Origin of the sequence: Hymenobacter convexus (genome assembly GCF_030580955.1) — a bacterium.
In the GTDB taxonomy this organism is placed as follows: Bacteria; Bacteroidota; Bacteroidia; order Cytophagales; family Hymenobacteraceae; genus Hymenobacter.
The window spans coordinates 65,697-90,865 of record NZ_JAUQON010000004.1 but is presented as its reverse complement, the minus strand read 5'-3'; the positions used below and the strand labels follow the sequence as shown (position 1 = coordinate 90,865).

Sequence of the window (25,169 nt, the reverse complement as noted above, 5' to 3'; positions counted from 1 at the left end):
ATGGAATGAAGAACCATCTTCTTCCGTTTTTACCCGTAATTCTTCATTCCACACGCTTCATTCCTTACCAACAGAATGGCTATTGACTATCAAGAACCGCATCGCCGCGAAGGCCTGATTGGCACCTTGGTCGTCCACGGGGTGCTGCTGCTGCTGTTCATCTTCATGGTGTTTAAAGGGCCGAATCCGCCGCTGGCCCCGCTGGGCGGTGGCGATGGTGTGGAACTGAACTACGGTCTCGACGAAGCGGGCTCGGGCAATGTGCAGAGCATGGCCACCGCCAATAACTCGCAAAACCGCGAGGATAGCCGCCCGCCCGTCGCCAGCCCAGACCCGCAGCCGCGCCCCGCCGCGGCTGCCACGCCCGACCCCACGCCGCCCTCGCAGGAAAAAATCATTACCAGCGAAGCCGAGGAAAGCCCCGTTTCGGAAGCCCCCGTTGAAACGCCCGCGCCGCCCAAAGAGGAAGTGAAAGTGGCGCCCAAGCCCAAGCGGCAGGTAGCCGTCGCTTTCTCGCCCAAAGGCAGTGCCACCGGCGGCGGCAATGGCGTGAACGGCAGCAGTAACACCCCCACCGGCAACAACAACGGCGACCGTCCCGGCGCCGTGGGAGACCAGGGCGACCCCAACGGCACCCTCGATGCCAAGGCGCTGTACGGCGCGCCCGGTCACGGCGGCTCGGGCAGCAGTCCCGGCAGCGGCGGCCTGGAGATGAGCGGCTGGCGCTTTGAAAACACGCCCAATGTAGAAGCGGTTGACGACAACTCGGGGCAAATTCGCTTCAAGATTAAGATTTCGGACGACGGCGAAGTGCTGGCTGTTACCAAAGTGTCGGGCAACGTTTCGGCGGCGCAGGAGAAGCTGTGCCGCGACAAGCTACTCGATGCCAACTTCGTTAAAACCAACGCCGCGGCCGGTGGTGCCACAGGTTTCTACACCTTCAAATTCACCGTTCGCTAACCGGCATTCTCAACTGCAAAAAGCCCCGTCGTCTGCTAAGCAGGCCACGGGGCTTTTTTGTGGGGTTAAGAGGCGGTGGGCTTAATTTGCGCTTTCATCCATTAATCTGGTTGGTGCCGTGACGTATTCCGAAACCCTTGCCTATCTCTACGAACAGCTGCCCATGTTCCAGCGCGTGGGGGCTGCGGGCTTCAAAAAGGGGCTGGGCAACACCTTGGCTCTGGCCGAAGCACTAGGTCATCCGGAGCGAAAGTTTCGGAGCGTGCACGTGGCCGGCACCAACGGCAAGGGCAGCAGCTCGCACCTGCTGGCGGCTGCCTTGCAGGCGGCCGGCTACAAAGTGGGCCTCTATACCTCGCCGCACTTGCGCGAGTTCACCGAGCGCATCCGGGTGAATGGGCAGGAACTGCCGTCGGATTATCTGGTGGCATGGGTAGCGCGCTGGCGGCCGTTGTTTGAGCAGGTGCAGCCGTCGTTTTTTGAAATGTGTGTGGCGCTGGCTTTTGCCTATTTCGCCGAGCAGCGGGTGGATGTCGCCATCATCGAAGTGGGCCTCGGCGGCCGGTTTGATTCCACGAACATCATTACGCCGCTGGTGTCGCTCATTACCAACATCAGCTTCGACCACCAGGCTTTGCTGGGCAACACCCTACCCGAAATTGCGGGCGAAAAAGCGGGCATCATTAAGCCCGGGGTGCCGGTGGTGGTGAGCCAGTCGCAGCCGGAGGTAGCCGCCGTGTTTGAGCGGGAGGCGGCGGCGAAGCTTTCCCATCTGGTCTTTGCCGACCAGATTTACCGGGCCACTTTTGCCGGAGAGCCCGCACCGGAAACCGGCCTGCGCCCGCTCAATGTGACGCAGTACGGCCGGCCCTACCTCCCGAATGCCGAGCTGGGCCTGCCCGGCGATTACCAGCAATACAACCTGCCCGGGGTGCTAGCCACCCTTGATGAGCTGCGGGCCCTCGGCTTTCGCCTCACCGAAGCGGCCGTGCGGACGGGCCTGCGGCAAGTCACCCAGCTCACCGGGCTGCGCGGCCGCTGGAGCATCATCGGCCAGCGCCCCTTCGTGGTGTGCGATACCGGCCACAACGCCGCCGGCCTGGGCCTGGTGATGCGCCAGCTCCAGCGCGTGCCGCACCAGCGCCTGCACGTCGTCATTGGCACCGTGAACGACAAGGATGTGGCCAGTATGCTGGCACTGCTGCCCCGCGAGGCAACCTATTACTTTTGTGCGGCCAATATTCCCCGCGCACTCCCGGCGGCCGAACTGGCCGAGCAAGCCGCGGCGCTGGGGTTGGCGGGACAGGCGTATGGCTCGGTGGCGACAGCCGTGGCTGCCGCACGGGCCGCCGCTACACCGGCCGATGTCGTTTTTATCGGCGGCAGCACCTTCGTGGTGGCCGAAGTCGAAGAGCTCTACAACTAATTTATGAATGAAGAAGGAGGAATGAAGAATGGGCGCAAAAAGCCATTCGGGTAATTCCTCGTTCTCCATTCCTCATCCTTTTTCATTCCTGCTTTTGCCTCGCGTTAAGCTTCAGCGTTTTCAAGATAATGCCACTCGTCCCGACATCGTCGAGCCGGGCAAACCCGCGTACGAACAGCTCGGCGGCCGCTGGCGCACCGATTTCTTTCAGGCGCCTTACCCGCTAACATTGGAAGTGGGTTGCGGCAAGGGTGAGTATACCGTAGGCCTGGCCCAACGGCATCCCAATCGCAACTTTCTGGGCCTGGACATTAAGGGCGAGCGCATCTGGCGGGGCAGCAGCCGCGCTGCGGAGCTCGGCCTCACCAACGTGGGCTTTGTGCGCATGCGGGCCGAAGCGCTGACGGCCCAGTTTGGCTCCCACGAGCTAGCCGAAATCTGGATAACCTTTCCCGACCCGCGCCCGCGTGACCGCGACATCAAGCGCCGCCTTACCTCGCCGCGCTTTCTGGCACTGTATGAGCAACTGCTGACGCCCGGGGGCCTGCTGCATCTTAAAACCGACAACGAAGGCCTGTTTGAGTACACGCTGGAAACGCTGGCCGCCCGGCCCGGCGCCCGGGTGGAGCGGTTCACGCGCGACTTATACGCTGAAACAGGCCCGGAATTCACGGAGGCGCAGGCTATCCAAACCAACTTTGAGGGCAAGTACCGGGCGGTGGGCGTACCCATCAAGTACGTGCAGTTTCGTTTGACTTAATCGACTTCCAACGCTTCAAACACCGCTTCGAGCTGGTCGAAATCGCGGAGGCCGGGCTTCACTTCATCACCCGAAGGAAAGGAAAGGCCCGCTACGGGCAGTTGGGTCGCTATTTCGCGTGCCTGCTCGGGGGCGAGGCCCGGGCCCAGCCAGAGCGGCCGCTCCAGGCCCAGCTGGCGCAGCACCGCTAGGTCCGTTTCCGCAGCGGGCAATTCCATTACCCAGCCGATTACGGCGGGATATGCGTCGGGTGCGCTTTCTGCCCCCGCAAGCTCCATATAAACCGGGGGCGCAATTTCGGCGAGTTCGTCGGCCGTGCGGTAGGAGCGGAGCAGCACGGCATCAAGGCCGCAGTCAGCGGCGATGGCATTAATTTCGGGCGCGCTGAGCCGGTCGAATTCGCCAATCAACTCCACGCCGGCCACCCAGCCGGCCAGTTCTTTCACGGTCTTGGTATCGAGGTGGCCGGGCAAGGCGGGGTCGAGGACGAAGGTGAGCTTGTCGGCACCCATGCCGGCGCAGTAGCGGGCATCGGAGAGGTTGTTGATGCCGCGGATGAGGAGGGGAACGAGGTGGGGCACTTCGGGTCAGTTAACAGTGAGCAATGAACAATGAGCCGTGGGGGCTCAACTGCCCACCTAAAAAACGAATGGGTTGGGCCTGGTAGGCTGCCGCAAAAGTAGGGCCGGCCGCGCGGCCAAGGCGTATCGGGGAGGGCCTGTCGGCTGTATCTTCGCCACCATGAATGCAACCCGCCGCGCGCCCCTGCTGGCCCCGTCTTTTCTGGCCGCCGATTTGGCCAACCTGCAAGCCGAAACCGAGCGCCTGGCCGACAGTGCCGCCGACTGGCTGCACTTTGATGTGATGGACGGCCGTTTCGTGCCCAACATCTCCTTCGGCCTACCCGTGCTGCAAGCCGTAGCCAAGTACGCCAAGCAGCCCATCGACGTGCATTTGATGATTGAGGAGCCCCAGCACTACTTGGCGGCCTTCCGCGACGCGGGCGCGGCCAGCATCACGGTGCACTACGAGGCCTGCCCGCACCTGCACCGCGTGGTGCAACAAATCAAGCAGCTGGGCTGCCGGGCCGGCGTGGCCCTGAATCCGCACACGCCCGTGGCCCTGCTCGAAGACATTGCCGCCGACCTCGACGTGGTGCTGGTGATGTCGGTGAACCCCGGTTTTGGGGGGCAAGCCTTCATCCCCAATACCCTGAAAAAAGTGGCCATGCTCAAGGAGCTGCTGGACAATGTAGGTTCTGATGCATTGATTGAGGTGGACGGTGGCGTGAGCCTGGCCAACGCCGGGCCGCTGGTGGAAGCCGGCGCCGATGTGCTGGTGGCCGGCAACTTCGTGTTCAGCGCGCCCGAGGGCCCCGTGGCTACGCTGGCCCGCATGCGCGAGTACCTGACCGGCCTGGAAACCCTCGAAACCGGCCCCGAAGCGCGCCGCAGGCAATAGTGGCCGGCACCTGGCGTTTTCTCGGTTGTGAAACAAATAATTACCCCTGTCTGCCGCCCATGAGGCCTTTTCTTACTGCCCCGGCGACGGCTTGCTGCCTCGTGCTGCTGCTGGCTGCGCCCGGCCTTCAGGCGCAAACTCCTGCGCCTTCCCCGCCGGCCCAGGCTGGTGTTATCACCCTCACCGGCACGCTGCGCGATGCCAACGGCCAGCCGCTGGAACTGGCCTCGGTAGGAGTGGAGGGCCAGCCCGGCGGGGCCAATACGTCGGCTGAAGGCGTATTTTCGTTGTCGGTGCGGGTGCCAGCGGCCGGCCAGACGGCCGTGCTCGTGGTGCGCCGGCTGGGGTATCTGCCCCTGCGCATTCCGCTGCGCCTGCCGGCCGACGCCGGCAAGCCGCTGGCCCTCACCATGCGCCTCGACACCAAGGCCCTGAGCAACGTGCGGGTGACGGCCCGCTCCGACCAGGCCGACACCCGCGAGCAGGTGAGCATCACGCGCATCGACCCGCGCGCCGCGAAGGAGATTCCCTCGCCGTTTGGCGATTTCAACGCCATTCTGAAGACGCTGCCCGGCGTGCAGTCCAACAACGAGCTCAGCAGCACCTACAACGTGCGCGGCGGCAACTACGACGAGAACCTGGTGTACGTCAACGGCTTCGAGATTTACCGGCCGTTTCTCGTCACCTCAGCGCAGCAGGAGGGCCTGAGCTTCGTGAATGCCGACCTGGTGAAGCAGGTGGAGTTCAGCAGCGGCGGCTGGCAGCCCAAGTACGGCGACAAGCTGGCTTCGGTGCTGAGCGTGGACTATAAGACGCCGGAGAAATTCGCGGCCTCGCTCACGGCCAGTCTGGTGGGCGGCGCGGCCCACGCCGAAGCCCGTTCGGCCAATGGCCGGGTGAGCTACCTGGCCGGCGTGCGCTACAAAAATGCGCAGTACGTGCTGAGTTCGCTCAAGCAGCAGCAGGGCGGTTACAACCCCACGTTTTACGATGCGCAGGCGTATGTAAACATCGGTCTGGGTAAGAAAGAAGACATGCAGCGCACCTCGCTGGGCCTGCTGGGCGTGATTGCGCACAACGACTACCGCTTTTCGCCCGAAACCGGGCAGGCCACCTTTTCCACCAACACCAACCAGTTCACCCGCGTTTTCATCGCCTACGACGGCCGGGAGCGCATGCAGTTCGACACCTACCAGAGCGGTTTCAACCTGAAGCACGACTTCTCGTCGCGCCTGCAAATGGAACTGCTGGGCTCGGCCCTTATTTCGCGCGAATTCGAGTTTCGCGACGTAGAAGCCGCCTACCGGTTTGCCGACATCAACCGCGACCCCACCTCGCGCGATTTCAACCAAACGGTGCGGGAGCGCAACATTGGCTCGGAGTTTCGGCACTCGCGCAATTTCCTCACGGCCCGCATCTTCACCGCCGAAACCCGCGGCCGCTGGACGCCCGCCGACGCCCACACCGTGCGCTGGGGCGCCAAAATCGGCCGCGAGAAAATATCCGACACGCTCGACGAGTACAGCTTTGCCGATTCGGCCGACTTCGTGCCCGACGCGCGCCGCCTGCGCCTGCGCTCCGATTTGAGCTTGCTCAGCACCCGCACCCAGGGCTTCGTGCAGGATACCTGGGCGTTCGATTCGCTGCGCACGCTCACCTACGGCGCCCGGGCCCACTACTGGAGCACCAACGGCCAGCTGGTCATCAGCCCGCGGGTGCAGTTTTCGCAAATCAGCCGCCAGCACCCCAACCGTTCCTTCAAAGCGGCCGTGGGCGTGTATTATCAGCCGCCGTTCTACCGCGAGCTGCGCGACCAGACCACCATCAGCCAAGGCGTGCAGCAGGCCTACCTGAACCCCGAGCTGCGGGCCCAGAAGTCCTATCACTTCATCGTGGGCGAGGAAATCAATTTCAAGCAGTACGGCCGGCCGTTTAAGCTTTCGGCCGAAGCCTACTACAAGTACCTCACCGACGTGGTGCCCTACGACGTGGACAACGTGCGGCTGCGCTATTTCGCTAAAAACAACGCCCGCGCCTACGTGGCCGGCTTCGATACCCGCCTGAGCGGCGAGTTTGTGAAAGGGGCCGAGTCGTGGTTCAGCCTCGGCGTGCTCACCACGCGCGAAAACGTGGCCGACGATTCCATCAACGTCTTCGACGCCAATGGCAACAAAACCGGCCGGGAGCCCAAGGGCTACATCCGCCGCCCGCAGGACCAGCGCCTGAACCTCGGCGTTTTTTTCCAGGACCACCTGCCCAACAACCCTTCGGTGCGCGGCTACGTGAACCTGGTGTTTGGCACCGGCCTGCCCTTCAGCCCACCCAACCAGCCCGACCTGCGCGGCACCGCCGACCTGGTGCGCAGCTACAAGCGCGTCGATTTGGGCTTCTCCAAAGTCATCGGCCTGAAAAACATCAACGCCCCGAAGCCGCACTTCTACAGCTTCGAAAGCTTGTGGCTGGGCCTGGAAATTCTCAACGTGCTGGCCGCCAACAATGTGGCCGGCTACAGCTACCTGCAGGACGTGAACGGCCGGACCTACGCCGTGCCCAGCTACCTCTCGCAGCGCGTGGTGAATCTGCGGCTGATTGCCCGGTTTTGAGCCCGGTGGCAACCCCTGCGTTGAACCAAGGCTGGGCCATGGTTCAACGCAGGGGTTTACGCAAAACTCGCCTAATCGGAGCTTACCCCGTTGGGTTCGTGTTGGCGTTTGGGTTGACAGGGCCAGTCGGTGCTATTCGCCGTGTTGAGGGGGGACAAATGAGCTTTTGGAAAGCGGGGCGGTTTTAAAACCCCACACTATTATCTTACAGCGGTAATTTTTAGGCAGCCAATGCCCTTTGCTGCTTTCCATTTCATCCGATAATCAGTAAAACTCCGAAATTTCCCTTGGTTTAGCCAGCCACTTCACGCGAAGCCGCAAACCGCTGCTTCGTGTTGGCAACCCCCCCGACGCTTGCTCGGGGGCCCACTCTGTCTGTTCACCTTTCTATCCGTCACAACTTTGGCTTTTGTTCTCTACCGCCAACACGACCAAATGGACTGCGGCCCGGCTTGCCTCCGCATGATTGCAAAACACTACGGCAAAGCGTATTCCGCGCAAAGAATGCGGGAGTTGTGCCGTATCAGCAAAGATGGAGTCTCCTTGCTGGGGCTCAGCGAGGCCGCTGAAAATATCGGCTTTCACTCGGTGGGGGTGCGCCTGACGGTGGACGAGCTGGACCAGCTGCAGCTGCCCTGCATTCTGCACTGGACGCAAAACCATTTTGTCGTGCTTTATAAAATCCGCAAGGGCACGTACTATTTGGCCGACCCCAGCAAATCCCTGATGAGCTACCGCAAGCAGGAGTTTGAGCGCAACTGGCTGCCCCATCCCAACATCAAGGCCGGCATTGCCCTGGCCCTGAGTACCACGCCCGCTTTCGAGGACCACCTTGAGGAAGCCGAAACGACGCTGAACTGGACGTACATCTTTCGCTACCTGTTCAAGTACAAGCAGCTGATTGCGCAGCTGGTGTTTGGCCTCGCCGCTGCCTCGCTCATGCAGCTCATCACGCCGTTTTTGACCCAGGGATTGGTGGATGTGGGCATCAACACCAAGAACCTCAAATTCGTCTACGTTATTCTGATTGCGCAGCTCCTGCTTTTTGTCGGCAGCACCAGCGTGGAGTTTCTCCGCTCCTGGATACTGCTGCACATCAGCAGCCGGGTCAATTTTTCCGTTCTCACGGATTTTCTGAGCAAGCTCATGCGCTTGCCGGTGAGCTTTTTTGATAACCGGATGACGGGCGACATTATGCAGCGCATGAACGACCAGCGCCGCATCGAAACCTTTCTGACGGGCTCGACCCTGAATGGGCTGTTTTCCCTGTTCAACCTGGTGATTTTTGGGGCGGTGCTGGCCTATTACCGGCTGCTGATTTTCGCGGTTTTCCTGCTCAGCAGCGCGCTCTACCTGGGCTGGGTGCTGCTCTTCATTCGCAAGCGGCGGCAGTTGGATTACAAGCAGTTTGCCATTGCGGCAGAGGGGCAGAGCAGCCTCATTCAGCTCATCAACGGCATGCAGGAAATAAAGCTGAGCAACTGCGAGCAGCAAAAGCGCTGGCAGTGGGAAGGCATCCAGGCCCGGCTTTTTCGGTTCAATGCCAGTAGTTTATCGCTCAGTCAGTATCAACTGGCCGGCGGACAGTTCATCAACCAGGGCAAAAACATCCTCATCACCTTCCTCAGCGCCCAAGCCGTTATCAACGGGGACATGACGCTGGGGGCCATGATGGCGGTGCAGTACGTGGTGGGCCAAATGAACAGCCCCATCGAGCAGTTCATCCATTTTTCCCAGGTTTACCAGGACGCTAAAATCAGCCTGGAGCGCCTCGACGAAGTGCACCGCATCCCGGACGAGGAGGGCACTCCGGCCTATCCCTACGAGGACTTGCCCCTGAGCCGTAGCATCCGCTTCGACGAAACCACCTTTCGCTACCCCGGGGCCGGCAATGACCCGGTGCTGAAAAACGTGTCGCTGGCCATTCCCGAAGGCAGAACCACCGCCATCGTGGGCATGAGCGGCAGCGGCAAAACCACCCTGCTGAAGCTGCTGCTGCGCTTTTACGAGCCCGAGGAGGGCCGCATCACGGTGGGCGACGTGCCCCTGTCCCGCATCAGCCACAAAAACTGGCGCAGCCAGTGCGGCACGGTGATGCAGGACGGATTTATTTTTTCGGATACCATCGGCAACAATATTTCCGTGGGCGACGAGGCGCCTGACCGCGCCCGCCTCGCCTACGCCGCCAAAGTGGCCAACATAGAGGGATTTATTGAGGCCATGCCCCAGAAGTACAACACCAGGATTGGGGCCGAGGGCAACGGCATCAGCCAGGGCCAACGCCAACGCATCCTCATTGCCCGGGCGGTGTACAAGAATCCGCAGTACCTGTTCCTCGACGAAGCCACCAACGCCCTGGACTCGACCAACGAAAACATCATCATGAGCAACATGAGCTCGTTCCTTGAGGGCCGGACGGTGGTGGTGGTGGCCCACCGCCTCAGCACGGTCAGCAATGCCGATAACATTATCGTGCTCGACCGGGGGCGTATCGTGGAGCAGGGCACGCACCAGGAACTGACCGGCATGAAAGGCAAATACTACGAATTGGTTAAAAACCAGCTGGAGCTGGGCGCCTGACGCCTGCGCCGCTTCCCCATCGGCAACGCTCTACCTTTTCCCGGCCATGGCTCCTGAAACGCCCCCTGCTGCTACCCGCTCCGAGGAGCTGAACTACATCATCACCACGCCCCCCCGCTGGATTATCCGGTGGGGCATCACGCTGCTAATCGTCCTGCTGGTGGCCATTTTGGGCATTGCCTACGCCATTCGGTTCCCCGAAGTCATCAAAACCAGCCTGACGCTGGTGGCTCATAACTCCCCCAAGCCCGTGGTGGCCAAAACCGCCGGCACGCTGGTGAGGCTGCTGGTGCGGGACCGGGAGCGGGTTTCTGCCAATCAGCCGTTGGCGTACCTGGAAAGTACCGCCAACCACGGGGAAGTGCTGGCGCTCGTGAAGGAATTGCAACGCATTCAGCAAGGCCTGCTTGCCGGCCCTCACGCCTTGCCCGGGAAGCTGCGGGCGTCCTCCGGTGCCCACCTGGGCGAGCTGCAGGGGGCCTACCAGCAGTTTCACCAGGCCTATCTAGCCTACAGCGCGTCGATGCAAGACGGCTTTTTTCAGAAGAAAAAGCAGTTTCTGCAAAAAGACCTGCACAACATCCGGTTGCAAAAAGCCCAGGTGCTCCAGCAGAAACAGCTGCTGAACAAGGATTACACCATCGTTCGGGATGAATATGCCACCAAAAAGCTGTTGGTAGACCAAAAGGTCGAAGCGGCGGTCGAATTGAAAACCATGGAAAGCAAGCTCTTGGCGAAAGAGTATCCGTTGCAGCAGGCCACGGGCGCGCTGCTGCAAAACGAGGCGTCCGCGCTGCTCAAGGAACGGGAAATTCTGGAAATTGAAAATCAGGTGCGGGAAGAGCGGCTCAACTACCTCCAGTCCCTAAATACCCTGCTGAGCGAAGCCGAGGCTTGGTGCAACAAATACATTCTGCGCGCTCCAAGCGGGGGCGTTACCTTTTACAGCAGCATGATTCAGGAAAACCAATTCGTGCCCGCCGACACCGAAGTGTTTTATGTCGACCCCGGCTCCGCTACTTATTACGGGGAGATGAGCATTCCGCAGTTCAACCTGGGCAAGGTGGAGGTGGGGCAGCGCATTCTGGTGAAGCTGGCGAGCTACCCCTACGAGCGGTTTGGCCTGCTGGAGGGAAAGATAGAATCGCTGGCCAATGTGCCCAACAAAGACGGCACGTTCGAGGCGCGGGCAGTCATCCTGCCCGCGGCCCGCACCGGCAATGCTTCCCTGATTCGGCTCAAACACGGCATGACGGCCGACGCCGAGATTATTACGGCCGACGAAACCCTGTTGCAAAGGTTATACGAGCCGCTCATTCAAATTTTCCGGTAAGAAGCCGGATTTTGCCCATAATTTCCCTCAAAGCGGCACCCGCGCCGCAACCGTTTGCGGCGGCCCTGTAACTGGTGGCAACGGAGATTAGGAATTTAAAAAAATACCCGTACATTTCACCTGTCATCCAAGCAACCGGCTCTACACCGGCCCATGGTTGCTTTGCTGAACGGCAGACCACGTTTTCCTTCCACATCATTTAACGCATTTCATTCTCCACCATGAATCAAACATTTTCTACTACCCTGGGCAAAGCCCTGACGAAAGACGAATTGAAAAACACCGTTGGCGGCCTGCTCGCCGACCCCCAGTGCTACACGGGGTGGCATTGCAGCGATGGCTCGCAGTCGGGCGAGCAAAGCGGCGCCTGCGCCGCTACGGCTTGCGGCGGCGGCGTCATCCGTTGCACGGGCGACTAAATCACGCGTAAAAGAATAAATGTCCAACCGACGGTGGTCTGCGCGCTTGTTGGTTTACATTCGTACAGCGCCTGCTTTCTTCCGGAAGCAGGCGTTTTTTTGGGCGTTGCTCGGCTGGGCAGTGGCCCGAAACGGTTGGTTATTTTATTGGAAGATGCGGGCCACGGCGCGCTTTAGCTCGTTGCCGCGCAGGTTCAGGGCCACAATTTTGCCGCTCGGGTCGACCAGGAAGTTTTGGGGGATGGCTTGCACGTGGTAGAGCGCCGCTACCTGCCCGGGGCCGCGGCCCTGGTCCAGCACCTGTGCCCACGGGAGGTGGTCGTCCTGCACTGCTTTGGTCCACTTGGCCCGTGCTTCCGCCGCGTCAATCGAAACGCTGAGTACGTCAAACCCACGCTCTTTAAAGGCATTGTAGACAGCCAGCACGTTGGGGTTTTCGGCCCGGCAAGGCCCGCACCAGCTGGCCCAGAAATCCACCAACACGTATTTGCCCCGGTAGGCCCGCAACGACACCGGCTGGCCGCTGATGCCGGGCAACGAAAAATCAGGCGCTGTCATTCCCACAGTCAGGGTGGGCTCCTCGGCAACCAGCTTCTGGCTGATTTTTTTGCCCTTCGGACTATCGCGCAACGCCGGGTCCAACGTGGCGAGCAAGGAGCCGACCAGGCCCGCGTCGGCCTTGGTGTTGCTCATCAGCGCCAGCCGGTCCAGGCTGAACAGCGACGCCGGATGGCCCTTGATGAAGGCGGAATCGAGCTGCAGGCGTTGCCGGTTGATGCGCGCCTTCCGCTGTTCGCGGTCCAGTTTGAAGGCCGGCGACTGGCGCAACGCCGGCGAAGCGGCGGCGTATTCGGCGCTCAGCTTTTTCAGCTGGCTGATTACCCCGCTTTGCGCCGTCTCAAAAAGTTGCCATTCGGTGGTGAGCGGGCCGCCCACCAGCCGGGCATTCTTGAGCGAATCGGGGCTGCTGACGGTGAGCACGCCTTTCTCCAGGTAAAAGCCGCCTTTCGTCTCTGGCGCAACGGGGCCGGTAAAGCCCTCGTTCACGCCCCGGCGGCCCAGCAGCAGCAATCCCTTCTGCCGTTCGGCTGTGCCCCGAAACTCAAACGCGCCGTGCTGCACCACGGTAGAATCGGCAAGTCCTTGGTCATTGAATAAATACACTTTCGCCGGGGCTTGCAGGCGCGGGTCCAGCTGCCCCCGGATGATATATGATTCGCGGGTTTGGGCCACGCCGAGCAGTGGGGCCAGGAGAAACACCGGCAGCCAGGCAAGGCTGGCGCGGAGGAAACGGGAAGGGGTATTCATAAATGGTGAGGGTAGAGGTGAGGATAATTTTTGCTGCCCAGCCGCACGCCGACGGTCGCGATAGGCGGCTTTGGGGCGCTGCGTGGTGCGGAAGCCGCGAATATAATCCCTTGCCAAGCGCAAAACCCGCCTAATGTCCCTCCGCCTTTTTCAGCAAGTCGGGGATGGCCCGGTCCGGCTCGTTTCACTCAATCGCTTCCTGAAAAAGGGGCCCGGAGTGGGTTGACTGCGTTGGAAAAGGACTGGTTTGAATCTGAACGTGTTTTGGGAATTTTTGAATAATCGGGTAAGTCAAAAACTCGATTAACTTTGCTTGCTCTGCCTGGTGGTACCGGTGGCGTGCTTTCGCCCCGCCAAGTCCCCCAGGTATATTTCCTTTCCAGCCTGCGCTGGGCTGCCCGCCGCTCAGCCAAAAATCTACTGCTTTGACGTTTCGCTTTTGGTTGTTGCTCGCCCTTGGCGGGCCCGGTGTGGCGTGTGCCCAGGCTGGCTCTGCGTATCAGATACAGGGCCGGTTGAACGCGCGGTTGAGCGCTCCGGCGTCTGTCAGTTTGTTTTACGGCGACAGCATTGCCAGTACGGCTATCCTGGACCGGGGCCGGTTTGCTTTCGCGGGCACCGTGAGCCGGCCGCAAAAAGCCTTGCTCATCTTCAATCCCAAAGGCCGGCGCCCCGGTCCCAACCCGCCGCCGTACCCGGCGCGGGGAACAGCGCAGGGGTTCTACCTGGAAGCGGCCACCATCACGGTGGCCAGCCCCGATTCGTTGAGTACCGCGACCATTACCGGTTCGCCGCTCACCGATGATTGGCTGGCCCTGCAGGCAGCGCTGGCGCCGGTGAAAAAGCTGGTGGACGCGATGGAGCAGGAGTTTGACCGCACGGCCTCGGAAAAGCGGCGGCTGCCGGAATTCCAGCAGCGGCGGGCGGCCCAGCAGGCCGCCATAAGCGCGGCGCGGGTGCAAACGCAGGCGGCCTTCATCCGAACGCATCGCAATTCGCCGGTGAGTCTGGACCAGTTGACGCTGATGAGCAACACCCGCGGCGACCGGGATTCGGTGGTGGCGCTGCTGCGCGCTTTGTCGCCGCAGCTCCAACTTAGTGGCCCGGCGCGGGCCTTGGCGGGCAAAGCGGCCGGGTCCGACGCGCCGCGCGTGGGGTCGCTGGCGCCGGAATTTGTCCTGGCAGACCCGGCGGGTCGCCTCGTGTCACTCGCCGACTACGCGGGCAAAACCGTGTTGCTGGAGTTTGGCGCTTCCTGGTGCACAGACTGTCGGGCCCACAACGCGGCCCGGGCTAAGGCGTACGCGGCCTTCCAAAAAAAAGGGTTTGACATCATCAATGTGTCCATCGACATGCCCGAGGAACGCGACAAATGGGCCCGTGCGGTGGCGGCTGACCACCCGCCGGGCGTGCATTTGCTCGACTCCGCCAATCCCGGGCAGCAGGCGTGGGCCCGCTACCATTTGGAGGGGGTACCCCAAAATTTCCTGGTTGGGCCCTCCGGTATCATCCAGGGCGTGAACCTGTACGGCGATGCGCTCCTGGCAGCGTTGCAGCGGCTGCTTCGCTGAGCTTTCGCGCCTGCTTCCCCAGTGCCTGCCCCACGGGGCGCCCCGGCCCGCTGGTTCCCCGGCAACCCGCCGTCTATTCCCCCGCACCTGTTTCTTTCCCCGTTCTATCCCGTATGCCCGCGCTACCCTCAGATTCCCTAATTGACGTTGTGGAGGTGCTCCTTAAGGAAATCAATGCCTCCGTCAGCCGCACCTCCATTGCCACCACCCTCCAGCACCACCCGGATTACCCCAGTCTGTTCGCCGTAACCGACAGCTTGTCGCACTGGAAAATTGAAAATTCCCCCGTGCGCTTAACGTCGGCGGAGCTCAGCCAGGCGCGGCCCCCTTTCATCGCGCATCTGAAAGACAACCAGCTGGTGGTCGTGACCAAAATTGAGCCCCATCAGGTCAGTTATTTTCACACCCGGCCGGCGCGCGATACGACCGAAGCCTTTGTGAGCCGCTGGAGCGGCATCAGCGTGTTGGTTTCGGCCGCCGGGCGGGTCCGAGAACCCGATTTTCTGGCCCGGCGCCGCGCCGAACACCTCCGGCGGCTGCGCTTGCCGGCCCTGGGCCTGGTGGTGGCCAGTGCGTTGGTGGTGGCCGGCGCCGGCCTGGGCAGTGCGTTGCTCGCCTCATTATTAGTTACCAAGCTGCTCGGAATGGTGCTCTGCGGGCTTCTGGTTAAAAGCCTTGCGCACGACTCCACGACGTTAAATTCGCTGTGTGAGGCCTCCGCCAAAACCAGTTGCAAGGAAGTGTTGCACTCTTCGGCGGCGCAGCTCTTCGGCTTTATTGGGCTGTCCGACATTGGCATGGTTTATTTTAGCGGCGCCGGGCTGGCCCTGCTCGCCGGTTTGGGCCTGGGCCGTGCCACCGAAGTTGCCACGGTGCTGAAAGGGCTGTCGCTGGCCAGCGTGGTGGTGGTTTTCTTCTCCGTCTATTACCAGGCAGCGGTGGTCAGGAAGTGGTGCGTGCTCTGCCTGGGCGTCATGGCCGTGCTCCTGCTCGATGTTGTCATCTTTCTGCTGGCCGGCCAAAGCCTGGCGCTGGGGGAAATTCAGGTCCTGCCGGTGGTCGTCGTGGTGGGGGCGCTGATTGGGGCGGCCAGCATCTGGTCGTACCTCCAGGAATTCCAGGAAACGCGAGTTGCAGGACGCACCTACAGGGCCCGCTATGCACGGCTCAAAAATAATCCCACGGTTTTTCAGGCGCTGCTGGCGGCCAGCCCTTCCATGCTTCCCACCCCCGCGGGGGCTCCTGAAGTGGTACTCGGTACCCCGGAGGCCGCCTTGCACCTTGTGCTGGTGCTCAGTCCTTACTGCGCTCCGTGCGCGGCAATGGTTACGGAACTGGTGCAACTGCTGGATGATGCAGGTAGTAAAATTCGGGTTTCGCTGCGATTCTCCACCTTTAGTGTGTACGAAGGGGAAGCGAAAAACCAGGCTATTCTCTGTTTCATGGAGCTTTACCGGCGCTTGAGCAAACAGGATTTCACGGATGCCTTGGCGTTTTGGTACGAAACCATGGACATGGAAGCTTTCCTTGTTCGTTACCCTGGCCTTGCCGAGCATCGGCCGCACCTTCCGCAGCTACTGGAAAACGCGGTGGCTTGGTCTATCGCCGCCAATATTACCCACACGCCAATGGCATTTGTGAACAACCGCAAGCTTCCGCAGAACTACGCCCTGAAGGACTTACGCTATTTTGTTAATTAGCCCAAGCCCATTCTCTGCTGAACAACGCCGGGGCCGGATTTGCGGCTGGCCGGGCGCCGGCGCCCCAGTCCGGGTTTTGTTTAGCTCCGAACCTGGCCCGGTGCCTTCTCGTTCATAACTTGCCAGTTTGGCAAATGGCCGTACCTTTGCCCCACAATGAACGCATTTGCCTCTCCCTGTTTCTCAGTTGCGCTACCCGCGGTGGCCGGGGCGGCTGTGCACGGGGTTCAGGGCCACCACCACCATCTGTGGGGGGCCGGGCTGTGCGCCGGGTGCTAGCTTAGCACCGGCCGCCCGCGCCTCCACCGCCGTGCCTGGGGTGATGTACGCCGGGCTGTTTTCTTCCTTTTTTGCGGGAATTTCTGCCTTTCGGCCCGTTGTGCCGTAGTAGTGCTTGCGCGGGCCTTGTGGGCGCTGCCTCCCGTTTCTTATTCTATTCATGCTCCGTTTAGCCATTCAGAAGTCCGGTCGCCTGAGCGAGGATTCCCTCACGCTCATCCGCGAATGCGGCATCAACTTCATCAGCAGCTCCTACAAGCTCAAGACCGAAGCCACCAATTTCCCGCTCGAAATCCTGTTCCTGCGCGACGATGACATTCCCGGCTACGTGCAGGACGGCGTGGCCGACCTCGGCATCGTGGGCCAGAACGTGCTGGTCGAAGCCGGCTTCCCCGACCTCGAAGTCGAAGCCCTGGGCTTCAGCAAATGCCGGCTGAGCCTGGCCGTGCCCCGGGCCGATGCCTACGGCTCGGTGGAGTCACTGCAAGGCAAAAACATTGCGACGTCGTACCCCACCATTCTGGGCCGCTACCTGGCCGGATTCGGCGTGCAGGCCAACCTGCACACCATTAGCGGCTCGGTCGAAATTGCGCCCAGCATTGGCTTGGCCGAGGCCATTTGCGACATCGTGAGCAGCGGTTCGACCTTGCTGGGCAACGGCCTGCGCGAGGTCGAAACCGTGTTTCGCTCCGAAGCCGTGCTCATCGCCCAGCCCAACCTTACCCCTGAGCAAACCGAACTGCTGGAACAATTGCGCTTCCGCATGCAAGCCGTGCGCCGCGCCAAGCGCAGCAAGTACATTTTGCTGAATGCCCCGATTGCGGCCCTCGACGAGGTGCGGCGTTTGCTGCCCGGCATCAAGTCGCCCACCGTCACGCCGCTGGCCGAGGCCGGCTGGGTGTCGGTGCAGTCGGTGGTGCAGGAAGACGAGTTCTGGCACATCACCAGCCAGCTCAAAGCCGTGGGTGCCGAAGGAATTCTGGTGCTCCCCATTGAAAAGATGATTGCCTAGCCCTGACCCGCCATGCAAGTCTATTCCTATCCCGACCCCAGCACCTGGCCCGCGCTGCAGCAGCGGCCCGCGGCTGCCGAGGCGCCGCAGGTGGCTGCGCGGGTGCGCGACATCTTCGCCCAGGTGCAAGCCGGTGGTGATGACGCCCTGCTATCGCTGGCCTTACAGCTCGACCACGCGCAATTAACCAGCCTGCGGGTTTCGGAAGCCGAATTTGCGGCCGCGGCCCGCCAGGTGCCGGCCGCGCTGCAAGCCGCCATCCGCCAAGCCAAGACCAATATCGAAACTTTCCACGCCGCCCAGCGCGAGCCGGAGCTGCGGGTTGAGACCATGCCCGGCGTATTTTGCGCCCGGCGGGCGGTGCCCGTGCAGCGCGTGGGCCTCTACGTGCCGGGGGGCTCCGCGCCGCTGTTCAGCACCCTGCTCATGTTGGGGGTACCCGCCCGCCTGGCCGGCTGTCCCGAAATTGTGGTGTGCACGCCGCCCCAGGCCGATGGTACAGTGAGCCCGGTGATTCTTTTCGTAGCCCAGCTGCTGGGCATCGGTAGCGTCGTAAAAGCCGGCGGGGCGCAGGCGGTGGCGGCCCTGGCGCTGGGTACTGCCAGCGTGCCGGCCGTTGACAAAATTTTTGGGCCCGGCAACCGGTACGTCACGGCCGCCAAGCAACTGGCCGCCGCGGAGCACAACGTGGCCATCGATATGCCCGCCGGGCCGTCCGAAGTACTTATTATCGCGGACGACAGCGCAAACCCCGCCTTTGTGGCGGCCGATTTGCTCTCACAAGCGGAGCACGGGCCCGATTCACAAGTGCTGCTGCTTAGCACTTCGCAAAGCACAATAGCGCAGGTACAAATAGAGCTTGACCGCCAGTTGGCCGAGTTGCCGCGTCGGGTGGTGGCTGCGCAGGCGCTGGACAACAGCCGGGCCATTCTGTTGGCCGAGGCCAGCACCATGCTGGCTTTCTCCAACCAGTACGCTCCCGAGCACCTCATCCTCGCCACCGATGATGCCGACGCGCTAGCCGCTGAGGTCACCAATGCGGGTTCGGTCTTCCTGGGCCACCTCACGCCCGAAGCCGTGGGCGACTACGCCTCGGGTACCAACCACACCCTGCCCACCGGCGGCTATGCCCGCCAGTACAGCGGCGTGTCGCTCGATTCGTTTGTAAAAAAAATCACGTTCCAGCGCCTCACGCTGCCCGGATTGCAGGCCCTGGCCCCGGTGGTGGAAACCATGGCCGAAGCCGAAGGACTCGCTGCGCACGCCCGGGCCGTGAGCCTGCGGCTGGCGGCATTGCCGGCCGTTGAGGCAACGGAACCCGCAACCAGCCGCAGTGCTGCAGCCGCTTCCGTCGATGTTTACGCCGGCCTTATTCGGCCAAGTGTAGAGCGGATGCAGCCCTATTCTTCTGCCCGCGATGAATTTGAAGGCATGGCACCGGTGATGCTGGACGCCAATGAAAATAGCCTGGGGTCCGTTGGTCCCGACGATTTCAGCCGTTACCCCGACCCGCACCAGCGCGCCATCAAGGCAGAGTTGGCGCAACTGAAAGGCCTAACGCCGGACAATATTTTCCTTGGCAACGGGTCTGATGAAGCCATCGACCTGCTGGTGCGCCTCACCTGCACGCCGGGCCAGGACAGCATAGTGGTATGCCCGCCCACCTACGGTATGTACGAGGTGGCGGCCAACCTGAACGATGTGCGCGTTGAGCGCCTGCCGCTCACGCCCGATTTTCAACTGCCTGCCAACGCGGCTAATGTGCTGAAAGAGTCGAAGGCCAAGCTGGTTTTTCTGTGCTCCCCAAATAATCCGACCGGAAATTTACTGGCGCAGGATGCGCTGGAAAGCATCCTGCGCAATTTCAACGGCTTGGTTGTGGTCGATGAAGCCTACGCCGACTTCGCTACCGGCCCCAGCTGGACCACTCGCCTGGCCGAATTCCCGCGCCTCGTGGTGCTCCAGACGTTCTCCAAAGCCTGGGGCCTTGCCGGGCTGCGCCTGGGCGTCGCCTATGCTTCGCCGACGCTCATCGGCTACCTCAATAAAATTAAACCGCCCTACAATATTTCGGCCGCTACGCAGCAGCATGCGCTGGCCGCTCTGACGGCTGCACCCCAGCTGCCCGTGATGCAGGCAGAATTACTACGCGGCCGGGCGCTTCTGGCGGAGCAACTGCCCGCTTTGCCCATCGTTGAGCACGTTTTTCCATCGGACGCCAACTTTCTGCTCGTGCGCTTCAACGTGGATGCCACGGCAGTCTATGACCAGCTGCGCGCCCGGGGCATTGTCGTCCGCAACCGGACTACTCAACCGGGCTGTGCGGGCTGTCTGCGCCTCACGGTCGGTACGGCGGCTGAAAATGCCAGCTTGCTCCAGGCACTCCGCGAAGTGGGCGCTGGCAAAACGTTTGTTTCTGATGCCGCGGTTGTGCGATAAATGCCTTGTAGTATAAAAAGCTTCCCCACGTTAACCCACCATTTGAATTGAAAAAGGCCCTGTTCATCGACCGCGACGGCACCATTTTGATTGAGCCGCAGCCCAGCCAGCAAGTCGATAGCCTCGAAAAATTTGCGTTCCTGCCCGGCTGCATCAGCGGTTTGGCGCGCATTGCCCGCGATTTGCCCGAGTACGAGCTGGTACTGGTAACCAACCAAGACGGCCTAGGCACCGAAAGCTTTCCGGAAGAAGCATTTTGGCCCGCCCACCGGCTCATGCAGGAAATCATGGCGGGCGAGGGCATTCACTTTGCCGCCGAGCACATCGACCGCAGCTTTCCGCATCAAGGCCTGCCCACGCGCAAGCCCGGCCTGGGCCTGCTGGGCCGTTACCTCGACCCCGCCAACGAATACGACTTGGCCAATTCCTACGTCATCGGCGACCGCCTGACGGATGTGGAGCTGGCTGTGAATCTCGGCGCTCAGTCCATTTTGATAGGAGAGGAGCCCGACCCCCGCGCCGCCCTCACCACCACCAGCTGGGATGCCATCTACCACTTCCTGCGCTACCCGGCCCGGGTGGCCGTCATCGAGCGCAACACCAACGAAACCCAGATTTCCGTTCGGTTAAACCTCGACGGCACCGGCCAAACCGCCATCAAAACCGGATTGGGTTTTTTCGACCACATGCTGGAACAACTCGGGCGTCACAGCGGAGTTGATTTATCCATAAGTGTAAAGGGTGACTTGCACATTGACGAGCATCACACCGTTGAAGACACGGCATTGGCGCTAGGAACTGCCTTCGCCCAAGCCCTTGGCGATAAGCGCGGCCTTGCGCGCTACGGCTTTCTCCTGCCCATGGACGAGGCCCTGGCCCAGGCAGCCATCGATTTTTCGGGCCGGCCGTGGCTGGTATGGGAGGCTGATTTTCGACGTGAGCGGGTTGGTGATTTGCCCACCGAATTGTTTTTCCATTTTTTCAAGTCCTTCACCGACAATGCTCGGGCAACTCTGAATATCTCCTGCCAGGGCGATAATGAGCACCACAAAATTGAAGCCATCTTCAAAGCCGTTGCCAAAGCCATAAAAATGGCTTTGCAACGGGACGAATCGGTTAGTATTCCTAGTACCAAAGGCATTCTTTAACGAATGCAAATATTCACAAATGAGTCAAAAAATGACCGAGTGATGATTTGTACAAATGTTGTAATAATTGGTTATGGATATCGCAGTCGTAGATTACAAAGGGGGCAACGTGCAATCGGTGCTCTTCGCCCTTGAGCGATTGGGAGCAACCGCAACCTTGACGTCGGACCCCGAAACGCTCCGCAAAGCGGATAAAGTGTTGTTTCCCGGCGAAGGCGAAGCCGCGTCGGCCATGGCCGCCCTGCGGGCTGCCGGCCTCGACAAGGTGCTTCCCAGCCTCACGCAGCCATTCCTCGGCATTTGCCTGGGCATGCAGCTGTTGGGCGAACACAGCGAGGAAAACGATACCGCCATGCTCGGTTTGCTGCCGTTTCGGGTGCGGCGGTTTGCGCCCGATGCAGCGCACAAAGTCCCGCACATGGGCTGGAACAACCTGCAGGAATTGCGGGGGCCACTGTTTGCCGGCCTCACCGAGGCCGACCACGTTTACTTTGTGCACAGCTATTACGCTCCGGTTGGGGCCTATACCACGGCGCAGTCGGCGCATCCCGTCCCGTTCAGCGCCGCGGTGCAGCACGGTAATTTTTACGGTGTGCAGTTCCATACCGAGAAAAGCAGCACGGCTGGCACCCGCATTCTGGCCAATTTTCTGGCCCTCTAATCACCATTCTTTTCTTTCCGTTGGAAATTATCCCCGCCATTGATTTGCTGAACGGGCAGTGCGTCCGTCTCAGCGCCGGTGACTTCGCGCGCCAGACCACCTACGACGCCGACCCCGTCGCCGTCGCCCAGCGCTTTGCCGATGCCGGTTTGCGCCGGTTGCACCTCGTTGACCTCGATGGCGCGCGGGCCGGGCAGCCAGTGAACTTAGCCGTGCTCGAAGCCATTGCGCGGCACACTGACCTGGATATAGATGCCGGCGGGGGCATCCAAACCGATGCGGCGTTGGAGCAGGTGCTTGGTGCCGGCGCGGCGCACGCCACGGCCGGCAGCCTGGCCGTGCGGGAACCTGCCACCGTGCAGCGCTGGCTTGCCCGCCACGGTGCCGAAACCATATTCCTGGGGGCTGACTTCAGGGGCGAGCACATCATGATAAACGCCTGGATTGACCAAAGTGCGCTAACGTTGCGCGGTTTTGTGGCCGATTATCTGGTAGCCGGTGGCACTACGTTCATCTGTACCGACGTCAGCAAAGACGGCCTTTTGCAGGGACCGGCCCTGGCGACCTATCAAGACCTGATAAAAGCCTTTCCCACGGCCCGATTCGTGGCCAGCGGCGGCGTTACCACCGTCACGGATTTAGAGCGGTTGGCTGAGGCTGGGATGCACGGAGCCATCATTGGGAAAGCGCTCTACGAAGGCACTATTGCCCTGTCCGATTTGCGCAGTTTCCTGTAGGCCACTTTGGTTAGCCATCTTTAGTTATAAATATGTCCCGCAATGATTAAGAAGCGCTTGATTCCTTGCCTCGATGTGCGCGATGGCCGCACCGTAAAAGGTGTTCAGTTCGAAGGACTGCGCGATGCTGGCGACCCCATTGCCCTGGCTGCGCGCTACGCCGCGGAAGGAGCCGACGAACTGGTTTTTCTCGACATCACCGCCACCAACCAGCGGCGCCAGCCACTCACCGAACTCGTTCGGGAGGTGGCGCGCGTCCTCGATATTCCTTTTACCGTGGGGGGCGGAATCGGTAGTATTGCCGACGTCGAAGCCCTTTTGCTCAGTGGGGCCGATAAGGTGTCCATTAATTCGGCGGCCCTGGCCCGTCCGGCTTTTATCAACGAACTGGCCCAGCGTTTCGGCTCGCAGTGCATTGTGGTGGCTGTCGATGCCCGGCTAGTGGCCGAAGAATGGCAGGTGATGACGCGCGCGGGCACCCAGCCCACCGGCCGGGAGGCCGTGGATTGGTGCCGCGAAGCCGCCGAAAGGGGCGCGGGTGAGCTTCTACTCACCTCCATGAGCCACGATGGCACCAAATCGGGCTTCGCTTTGGACCTAACGCGGGCCGTGAGTGATGCCGTGCCGGTGCCGGTCATCGCCTCGGGTGGAGCGGGGCAGCCGTCCGATTTTACTGCTGTATTCCGCGCCGGTGGGGCTGATGCGGCGCTGGCCGCCAGTATCTTCCACTTCAACGAAACGGCCCTGCCCGCCCTAAAGCACTATTTGCACGAGGCCGGCATTCCTGTCCGGCAATAGGCCCAAACGGGTTTCTATCGCTTTCCTGACTTCGTAACCCCCATGAACTCTTCAGCTGATTCAACCGAATTACTATTTGACGCCGCCACTGGCTTGGCGCCCGCCATCATCCAGGATGCCGATACCGGCCAGGTCCTGATGTTGGGTTATCTCAACGAGGCTGCCTGGCTCAAAACGCAGCAGGAGGGAAGGGTTACTTTCTTTTCGCGGTCTAAACAACGGCTTTGGACAAAAGGAGAAAGCAGTGGGAACTATCTGCAGGTGGTGAGCCACCACATTGATTGCGACGCCGACACCGTTTTAATCCGTGTCTTGCCCGCCGGTCCTACTTGTCACCGGGGCACGGTGAGCTGTTTTGTCCAGCCTGAGCAGGCATTAGCCCCGGAGGCCCCGGTTGGCTTCCTGGCAAGCCTGGAGCGACTTATCAATGAGCGCAAGCGTTTTCCTGAGCGCGCCCCCACATCTTATACAGTCTCCCTTTTCAACAAGGGGATGCCCAAAATTGCCCAAAAAGTAGGCGAGGAGGCTGTCGAAACCGTTATTGATGCGGTTGCCGGCCACCACGACACGCTGCCCGGCGAGGTGGCTGATTTGCTTTACCATTTACTGGTTCTGCTGGCTGCTTCGGGCCTTTCACTTACGCAGGTAATTGCGGTGCTGCAAGAGCGGCACCGCCTGCCCAATACCCGCCACTTAACGGAGGGTAAGTAAAGCCTCTGGTCACGTAAAGCCACTGGTCACGCCTGTTGTATGCGTGACCAGTAGCTTAAGGCTATTCAATGTTCCTTATTCCTTAGTTGCCTTCTTACTTTTTCAAGTAACGCCTGAGCAATCAGGATATCTTCTTCTTCTACAATAGATAGTATCGAATTTAACCCGGGACCACTGATTTTCAATTCAAAAGAAAATGTCGTGTTGGAGGCGAATGCGGGTGGTTTGGGAGTTGAGTCAGGTTCCCGAACAGGGTAATCCGCTTCAATCGAATTTTCGACTTGAATTGGCGCTGGGGTTTTCTCTTCAATGTCGACGTTTGATGTCGCAACAGGGTGGACCAGTAGGTTTTCCTCAGCATTGCTATTGAATAACCCAAAAAGATTCGCCACGGCGTCAGAAACAGGCCTCTGCCCGGTGGGTTGTGCTTCTGGGTCCACCTGTCCGAATACGCCTGAATTACGTGGTGTTCCGTTTGGGGACTCATCTTCTAACGCCGGCCTACTATTTTCATTATTCGCTGGCTGTGATGGGCTGAAGGATGTCTGAGCTAGCACCGGTGTTGATAATTCCCGTCTTGGCTGGAGCTGGCCGGCCGAAGCATCAATATCGGCCATGGTGTTTCGCTCATCAAGCAGATTGACCATCCTACAGCCTTCAACAAAAGCCTTCGCTACTCCTTGCGCATTGATTTCTTCGACGCCAAATTCTCGAATTAGCATTACATCGAGCATTTGTACTGGCAATTCTCTAAGCCTGAATTTTCTGCATATCTGGCTAAAGAGGGGTGGAGTCAGGAAGGCTTCCCGGTGAAAGAGTAGTTCTTCTTTCTTGTCGTAAGCATGTTTAATGCGCTTATATAGCGTCGTCACGCTTAGCAATTCGCGCTTGCTGGTAAGAAGACCAAATTTCACTGCGGAGCCGATTATGGCCTTGAAAGAGCCACTTACCTTTCTGTTAAGTTTTCGGGCAGCGGTTTCAATTTCGCATTTGCCTCCTGTATCATCTACTACCTCGGCAAGTTCCCAAGCCCCAGCATAAGATGTTCTTGGGTAGTCTATTAATTTGGGCATTCTGTGGGATTTTAAATTTAATAATTAGGTACAAAAAAGTATTTAAGTCCACAACTTTATATACTTTTATTTACTATTGAGTGTGTTGCATTAATTATTCTATTTTGTGCTATCGCGTATATGCTTTTGTTTAACATTTACAAATAGTACAAACTCAGTTTCTGAGACACTTTTGCTGCTGAGATTAAAT

The 25,169-nt window shown here is 60.3% G+C and carries 21 protein-coding genes; 17 read left to right on the top strand and 4 right to left on the bottom strand.

Features of this window, described 5'->3' with window-relative positions; translation table 11 throughout:
* The first annotated feature begins 75 nt into the window (after positions 1 to 75).
* The 3 genes from Q4S41_RS09615 to trmB all read left to right on the top strand — a co-directional run bounded on the left by Q4S41_RS09615 (position 76) and on the right by trmB (position 3,146).
* Positions 76 to 960 carry a hypothetical protein gene (locus tag Q4S41_RS09615; RefSeq protein ID WP_305030900.1) on the top strand — a complete coding sequence of 295 codons (885 nt, stop codon included), beginning with the start codon at positions 76 to 78 and terminating at the stop codon, positions 958 to 960.
* Positions 961 to 1,078: 118 nt separating this feature from the next.
* Complete coding sequence (locus tag Q4S41_RS09610) at positions 1,079 to 2,386, top strand: bifunctional folylpolyglutamate synthase/dihydrofolate synthase (RefSeq protein WP_305030899.1); 1,308 nt, start codon at positions 1,079 to 1,081, stop codon at positions 2,384 to 2,386.
* A gap of 94 nt (positions 2,387 to 2,480) precedes the next feature.
* Entirely contained in the window at positions 2,481 to 3,146 is a 666-nt protein-coding gene (trmB, locus tag Q4S41_RS09605) for a tRNA (guanosine(46)-N7)-methyltransferase TrmB (RefSeq protein ID WP_305030898.1), read from the top strand.
* On the opposite strand, the gene Q4S41_RS09600 is transcribed toward trmB, so the two are convergent.
* Positions 3,143 to 3,727, bottom strand: a complete 585-nt coding sequence (locus Q4S41_RS09600; protein ID WP_305030897.1) for a hypothetical protein — start codon at positions 3,725 to 3,727, stop codon at positions 3,143 to 3,145. The genes trmB and Q4S41_RS09600 overlap by 4 nt on opposite strands.
* Before the next feature lie 160 nt (positions 3,728 to 3,887).
* Between Q4S41_RS09600 and rpe the strand changes: the two genes are divergently transcribed.
* The 5 genes from rpe (at position 3,888) to Q4S41_RS09575 (ending at position 11,542) form a co-directional block, all read left to right on the top strand.
* Complete coding sequence (rpe, locus tag Q4S41_RS09595; RefSeq protein WP_305030896.1) at positions 3,888 to 4,607, top strand: ribulose-phosphate 3-epimerase; 720 nt, start codon at positions 3,888 to 3,890, stop codon at positions 4,605 to 4,607.
* Positions 4,608 to 4,666: 59 nt separating this feature from the next.
* Positions 4,667 to 7,210, top strand: coding sequence for a TonB-dependent receptor (locus Q4S41_RS09590; RefSeq protein ID WP_305030895.1), 2,544 nt, complete (start codon positions 4,667 to 4,669; stop codon positions 7,208 to 7,210).
* A 354-nt stretch (positions 7,211 to 7,564) separates the two neighbouring features.
* Complete coding sequence (locus tag Q4S41_RS09585; protein WP_369811276.1) at positions 7,565 to 9,790, top strand: peptidase domain-containing ABC transporter; 2,226 nt, start codon at positions 7,565 to 7,567, stop codon at positions 9,788 to 9,790.
* 46 nt (positions 9,791 to 9,836) lie between these two features.
* The gene (locus Q4S41_RS09580; protein ID WP_305030893.1) at positions 9,837 to 11,123 is read left to right on the top strand and encodes an HlyD family efflux transporter periplasmic adaptor subunit; all 1,287 of its coding nucleotides are present in this window, start codon (positions 9,837 to 9,839) and stop codon (positions 11,121 to 11,123) included.
* 221 nt (positions 11,124 to 11,344) lie between these two features.
* Positions 11,345 to 11,542, top strand: a complete 198-nt coding sequence (locus Q4S41_RS09575; protein WP_305030892.1) for a hypothetical protein — start codon at positions 11,345 to 11,347, stop codon at positions 11,540 to 11,542.
* Between the two features lie 144 nt (positions 11,543 to 11,686).
* On the opposite strand, the gene Q4S41_RS09570 is transcribed toward Q4S41_RS09575, so the two are convergent.
* The gene (locus Q4S41_RS09570; protein WP_305030891.1) at positions 11,687 to 12,850 is read right to left on the bottom strand and encodes a TlpA disulfide reductase family protein; all 1,164 of its coding nucleotides are present in this window, start codon (positions 12,848 to 12,850) and stop codon (positions 11,687 to 11,689) included.
* 470 nt (positions 12,851 to 13,320) lie between these two features.
* Here Q4S41_RS09570 and Q4S41_RS09565 point away from each other — a divergent pair, with 470 nt between their 5' ends.
* Complete coding sequence (locus Q4S41_RS09565) at positions 13,321 to 14,421, top strand: TlpA disulfide reductase family protein (RefSeq protein ID WP_305031290.1); 1,101 nt, start codon at positions 13,321 to 13,323, stop codon at positions 14,419 to 14,421.
* Positions 14,422 to 14,534: 113 nt separating this feature from the next.
* The gene (locus tag Q4S41_RS09560) at positions 14,535 to 16,121 is read left to right on the top strand and encodes a vitamin K epoxide reductase family protein (RefSeq protein ID WP_305030890.1); all 1,587 of its coding nucleotides are present in this window, start codon (positions 14,535 to 14,537) and stop codon (positions 16,119 to 16,121) included.
* 192 nt (positions 16,122 to 16,313) lie between these two features.
* Here the strand turns inward: Q4S41_RS09560 and Q4S41_RS09555 are convergent, their stop codons facing one another.
* Positions 16,314 to 16,562, bottom strand: a complete 249-nt coding sequence (locus Q4S41_RS09555) for a hypothetical protein (RefSeq protein ID WP_305031297.1) — start codon at positions 16,560 to 16,562, stop codon at positions 16,314 to 16,316.
* Between Q4S41_RS09555 and hisG the strand changes: the two genes are divergently transcribed.
* The 7 genes from hisG (at position 16,561) to hisIE (ending at position 23,906) form a co-directional block, all read left to right on the top strand.
* On the top strand, positions 16,561 to 17,412 hold the full coding sequence (gene hisG, locus Q4S41_RS09550; protein WP_369811275.1) for an ATP phosphoribosyltransferase: 852 nt from the start codon (positions 16,561 to 16,563) through the stop codon (positions 17,410 to 17,412). The two genes, Q4S41_RS09555 and hisG, sit on opposite strands and share 2 nt — an antisense overlap.
* A 12-nt stretch (positions 17,413 to 17,424) precedes the next feature.
* Positions 17,425 to 19,851, top strand: a complete 2,427-nt coding sequence (gene hisD / locus Q4S41_RS24560; RefSeq protein ID WP_369811273.1) for a histidinol dehydrogenase — start codon at positions 17,425 to 17,427, stop codon at positions 19,849 to 19,851.
* A gap of 47 nt (positions 19,852 to 19,898) precedes the next feature.
* The gene (gene hisB, locus Q4S41_RS09535; RefSeq protein ID WP_305030889.1) at positions 19,899 to 20,999 is read left to right on the top strand and encodes a bifunctional histidinol-phosphatase/imidazoleglycerol-phosphate dehydratase HisB; all 1,101 of its coding nucleotides are present in this window, start codon (positions 19,899 to 19,901) and stop codon (positions 20,997 to 20,999) included.
* Between the two features lie 73 nt (positions 21,000 to 21,072).
* Positions 21,073 to 21,660 (top strand): imidazole glycerol phosphate synthase subunit HisH, encoded by a 588-nt coding sequence (gene hisH, locus Q4S41_RS09530; RefSeq protein ID WP_305030888.1) that lies wholly within the window; start codon positions 21,073 to 21,075, stop codon positions 21,658 to 21,660.
* 20 nt (positions 21,661 to 21,680) lie between these two features.
* On the top strand, positions 21,681 to 22,397 hold the full coding sequence (locus Q4S41_RS09525) for a 1-(5-phosphoribosyl)-5-[(5-phosphoribosylamino)methylideneamino]imidazole-4-carboxamide isomerase (protein WP_305030887.1): 717 nt from the start codon (positions 21,681 to 21,683) through the stop codon (positions 22,395 to 22,397).
* Between the two features lie 42 nt (positions 22,398 to 22,439).
* On the top strand, positions 22,440 to 23,195 hold the full coding sequence (hisF, locus tag Q4S41_RS09520; protein WP_305030886.1) for an imidazole glycerol phosphate synthase subunit HisF: 756 nt from the start codon (positions 22,440 to 22,442) through the stop codon (positions 23,193 to 23,195).
* 42 nt (positions 23,196 to 23,237) lie between these two features.
* Positions 23,238 to 23,906 carry a bifunctional phosphoribosyl-AMP cyclohydrolase/phosphoribosyl-ATP diphosphatase HisIE gene (gene hisIE / locus Q4S41_RS09515; protein ID WP_305030885.1) on the top strand — a complete coding sequence of 223 codons (669 nt, stop codon included), beginning with the start codon at positions 23,238 to 23,240 and terminating at the stop codon, positions 23,904 to 23,906.
* Between the two features lie 65 nt (positions 23,907 to 23,971).
* Here hisIE and Q4S41_RS09510 read toward each other — a convergent pair whose 3' ends face one another.
* Positions 23,972 to 24,979: a hypothetical protein gene (locus tag Q4S41_RS09510; protein WP_305030884.1), complete on the bottom strand. Its 1,008-nt coding sequence runs from the start codon at positions 24,977 to 24,979 to the stop codon at positions 23,972 to 23,974.
* Positions 24,980 to 25,169 lie beyond the last annotated feature (190 nt).

Bases quoted from the DNA above. Each gene is read 5' to 3' on its own strand.
- Q4S41_RS09615 (WP_305030900.1), top strand. From the start codon at position 76: ATGGCTATTGACTATCAAGAACCGCATCGCCGCGAAGGCCTGATTGGC.
- rpe (WP_305030896.1), top strand. From the start codon at position 3,888: ATGAATGCAACCCGCCGCGCGCCCCTGCTGGCCCCGTCTTTTCTGGCC.
- Q4S41_RS09590 (WP_305030895.1), top strand. From the start codon at position 4,667: ATGAGGCCTTTTCTTACTGCCCCGGCGACGGCTTGCTGCCTCGTGCTG.
- Q4S41_RS09580 (WP_305030893.1), top strand. From the start codon at position 9,837: ATGGCTCCTGAAACGCCCCCTGCTGCTACCCGCTCCGAGGAGCTGAAC.
- Q4S41_RS09575 (WP_305030892.1), top strand. From the start codon at position 11,345: ATGAATCAAACATTTTCTACTACCCTGGGCAAAGCCCTGACGAAAGAC.
- Q4S41_RS09570 (WP_305030891.1), bottom strand. From the start codon at position 12,850: ATGAATACCCCTTCCCGTTTCCTCCGCGCCAGCCTTGCCTGGCTGCCG.
- Q4S41_RS09560 (WP_305030890.1), top strand. From the start codon at position 14,535: ATGCCCGCGCTACCCTCAGATTCCCTAATTGACGTTGTGGAGGTGCTC.
- hisG (WP_369811275.1), top strand. From the start codon at position 16,561: ATGCTCCGTTTAGCCATTCAGAAGTCCGGTCGCCTGAGCGAGGATTCC.
- Q4S41_RS09555 (WP_305031297.1), bottom strand. From the start codon at position 16,562: ATGAATAGAATAAGAAACGGGAGGCAGCGCCCACAAGGCCCGCGCAAG.
- hisD (WP_369811273.1), top strand. From the start codon at position 17,425: ATGCAAGTCTATTCCTATCCCGACCCCAGCACCTGGCCCGCGCTGCAG.
- hisH (WP_305030888.1), top strand. From the start codon at position 21,073: ATGGATATCGCAGTCGTAGATTACAAAGGGGGCAACGTGCAATCGGTG.
- hisF (WP_305030886.1), top strand. From the start codon at position 22,440: ATGATTAAGAAGCGCTTGATTCCTTGCCTCGATGTGCGCGATGGCCGC.
- hisIE (WP_305030885.1), top strand. From the start codon at position 23,238: ATGAACTCTTCAGCTGATTCAACCGAATTACTATTTGACGCCGCCACT.
- Q4S41_RS09510 (WP_305030884.1), bottom strand. From the start codon at position 24,979: ATGCCCAAATTAATAGACTACCCAAGAACATCTTATGCTGGGGCTTGG.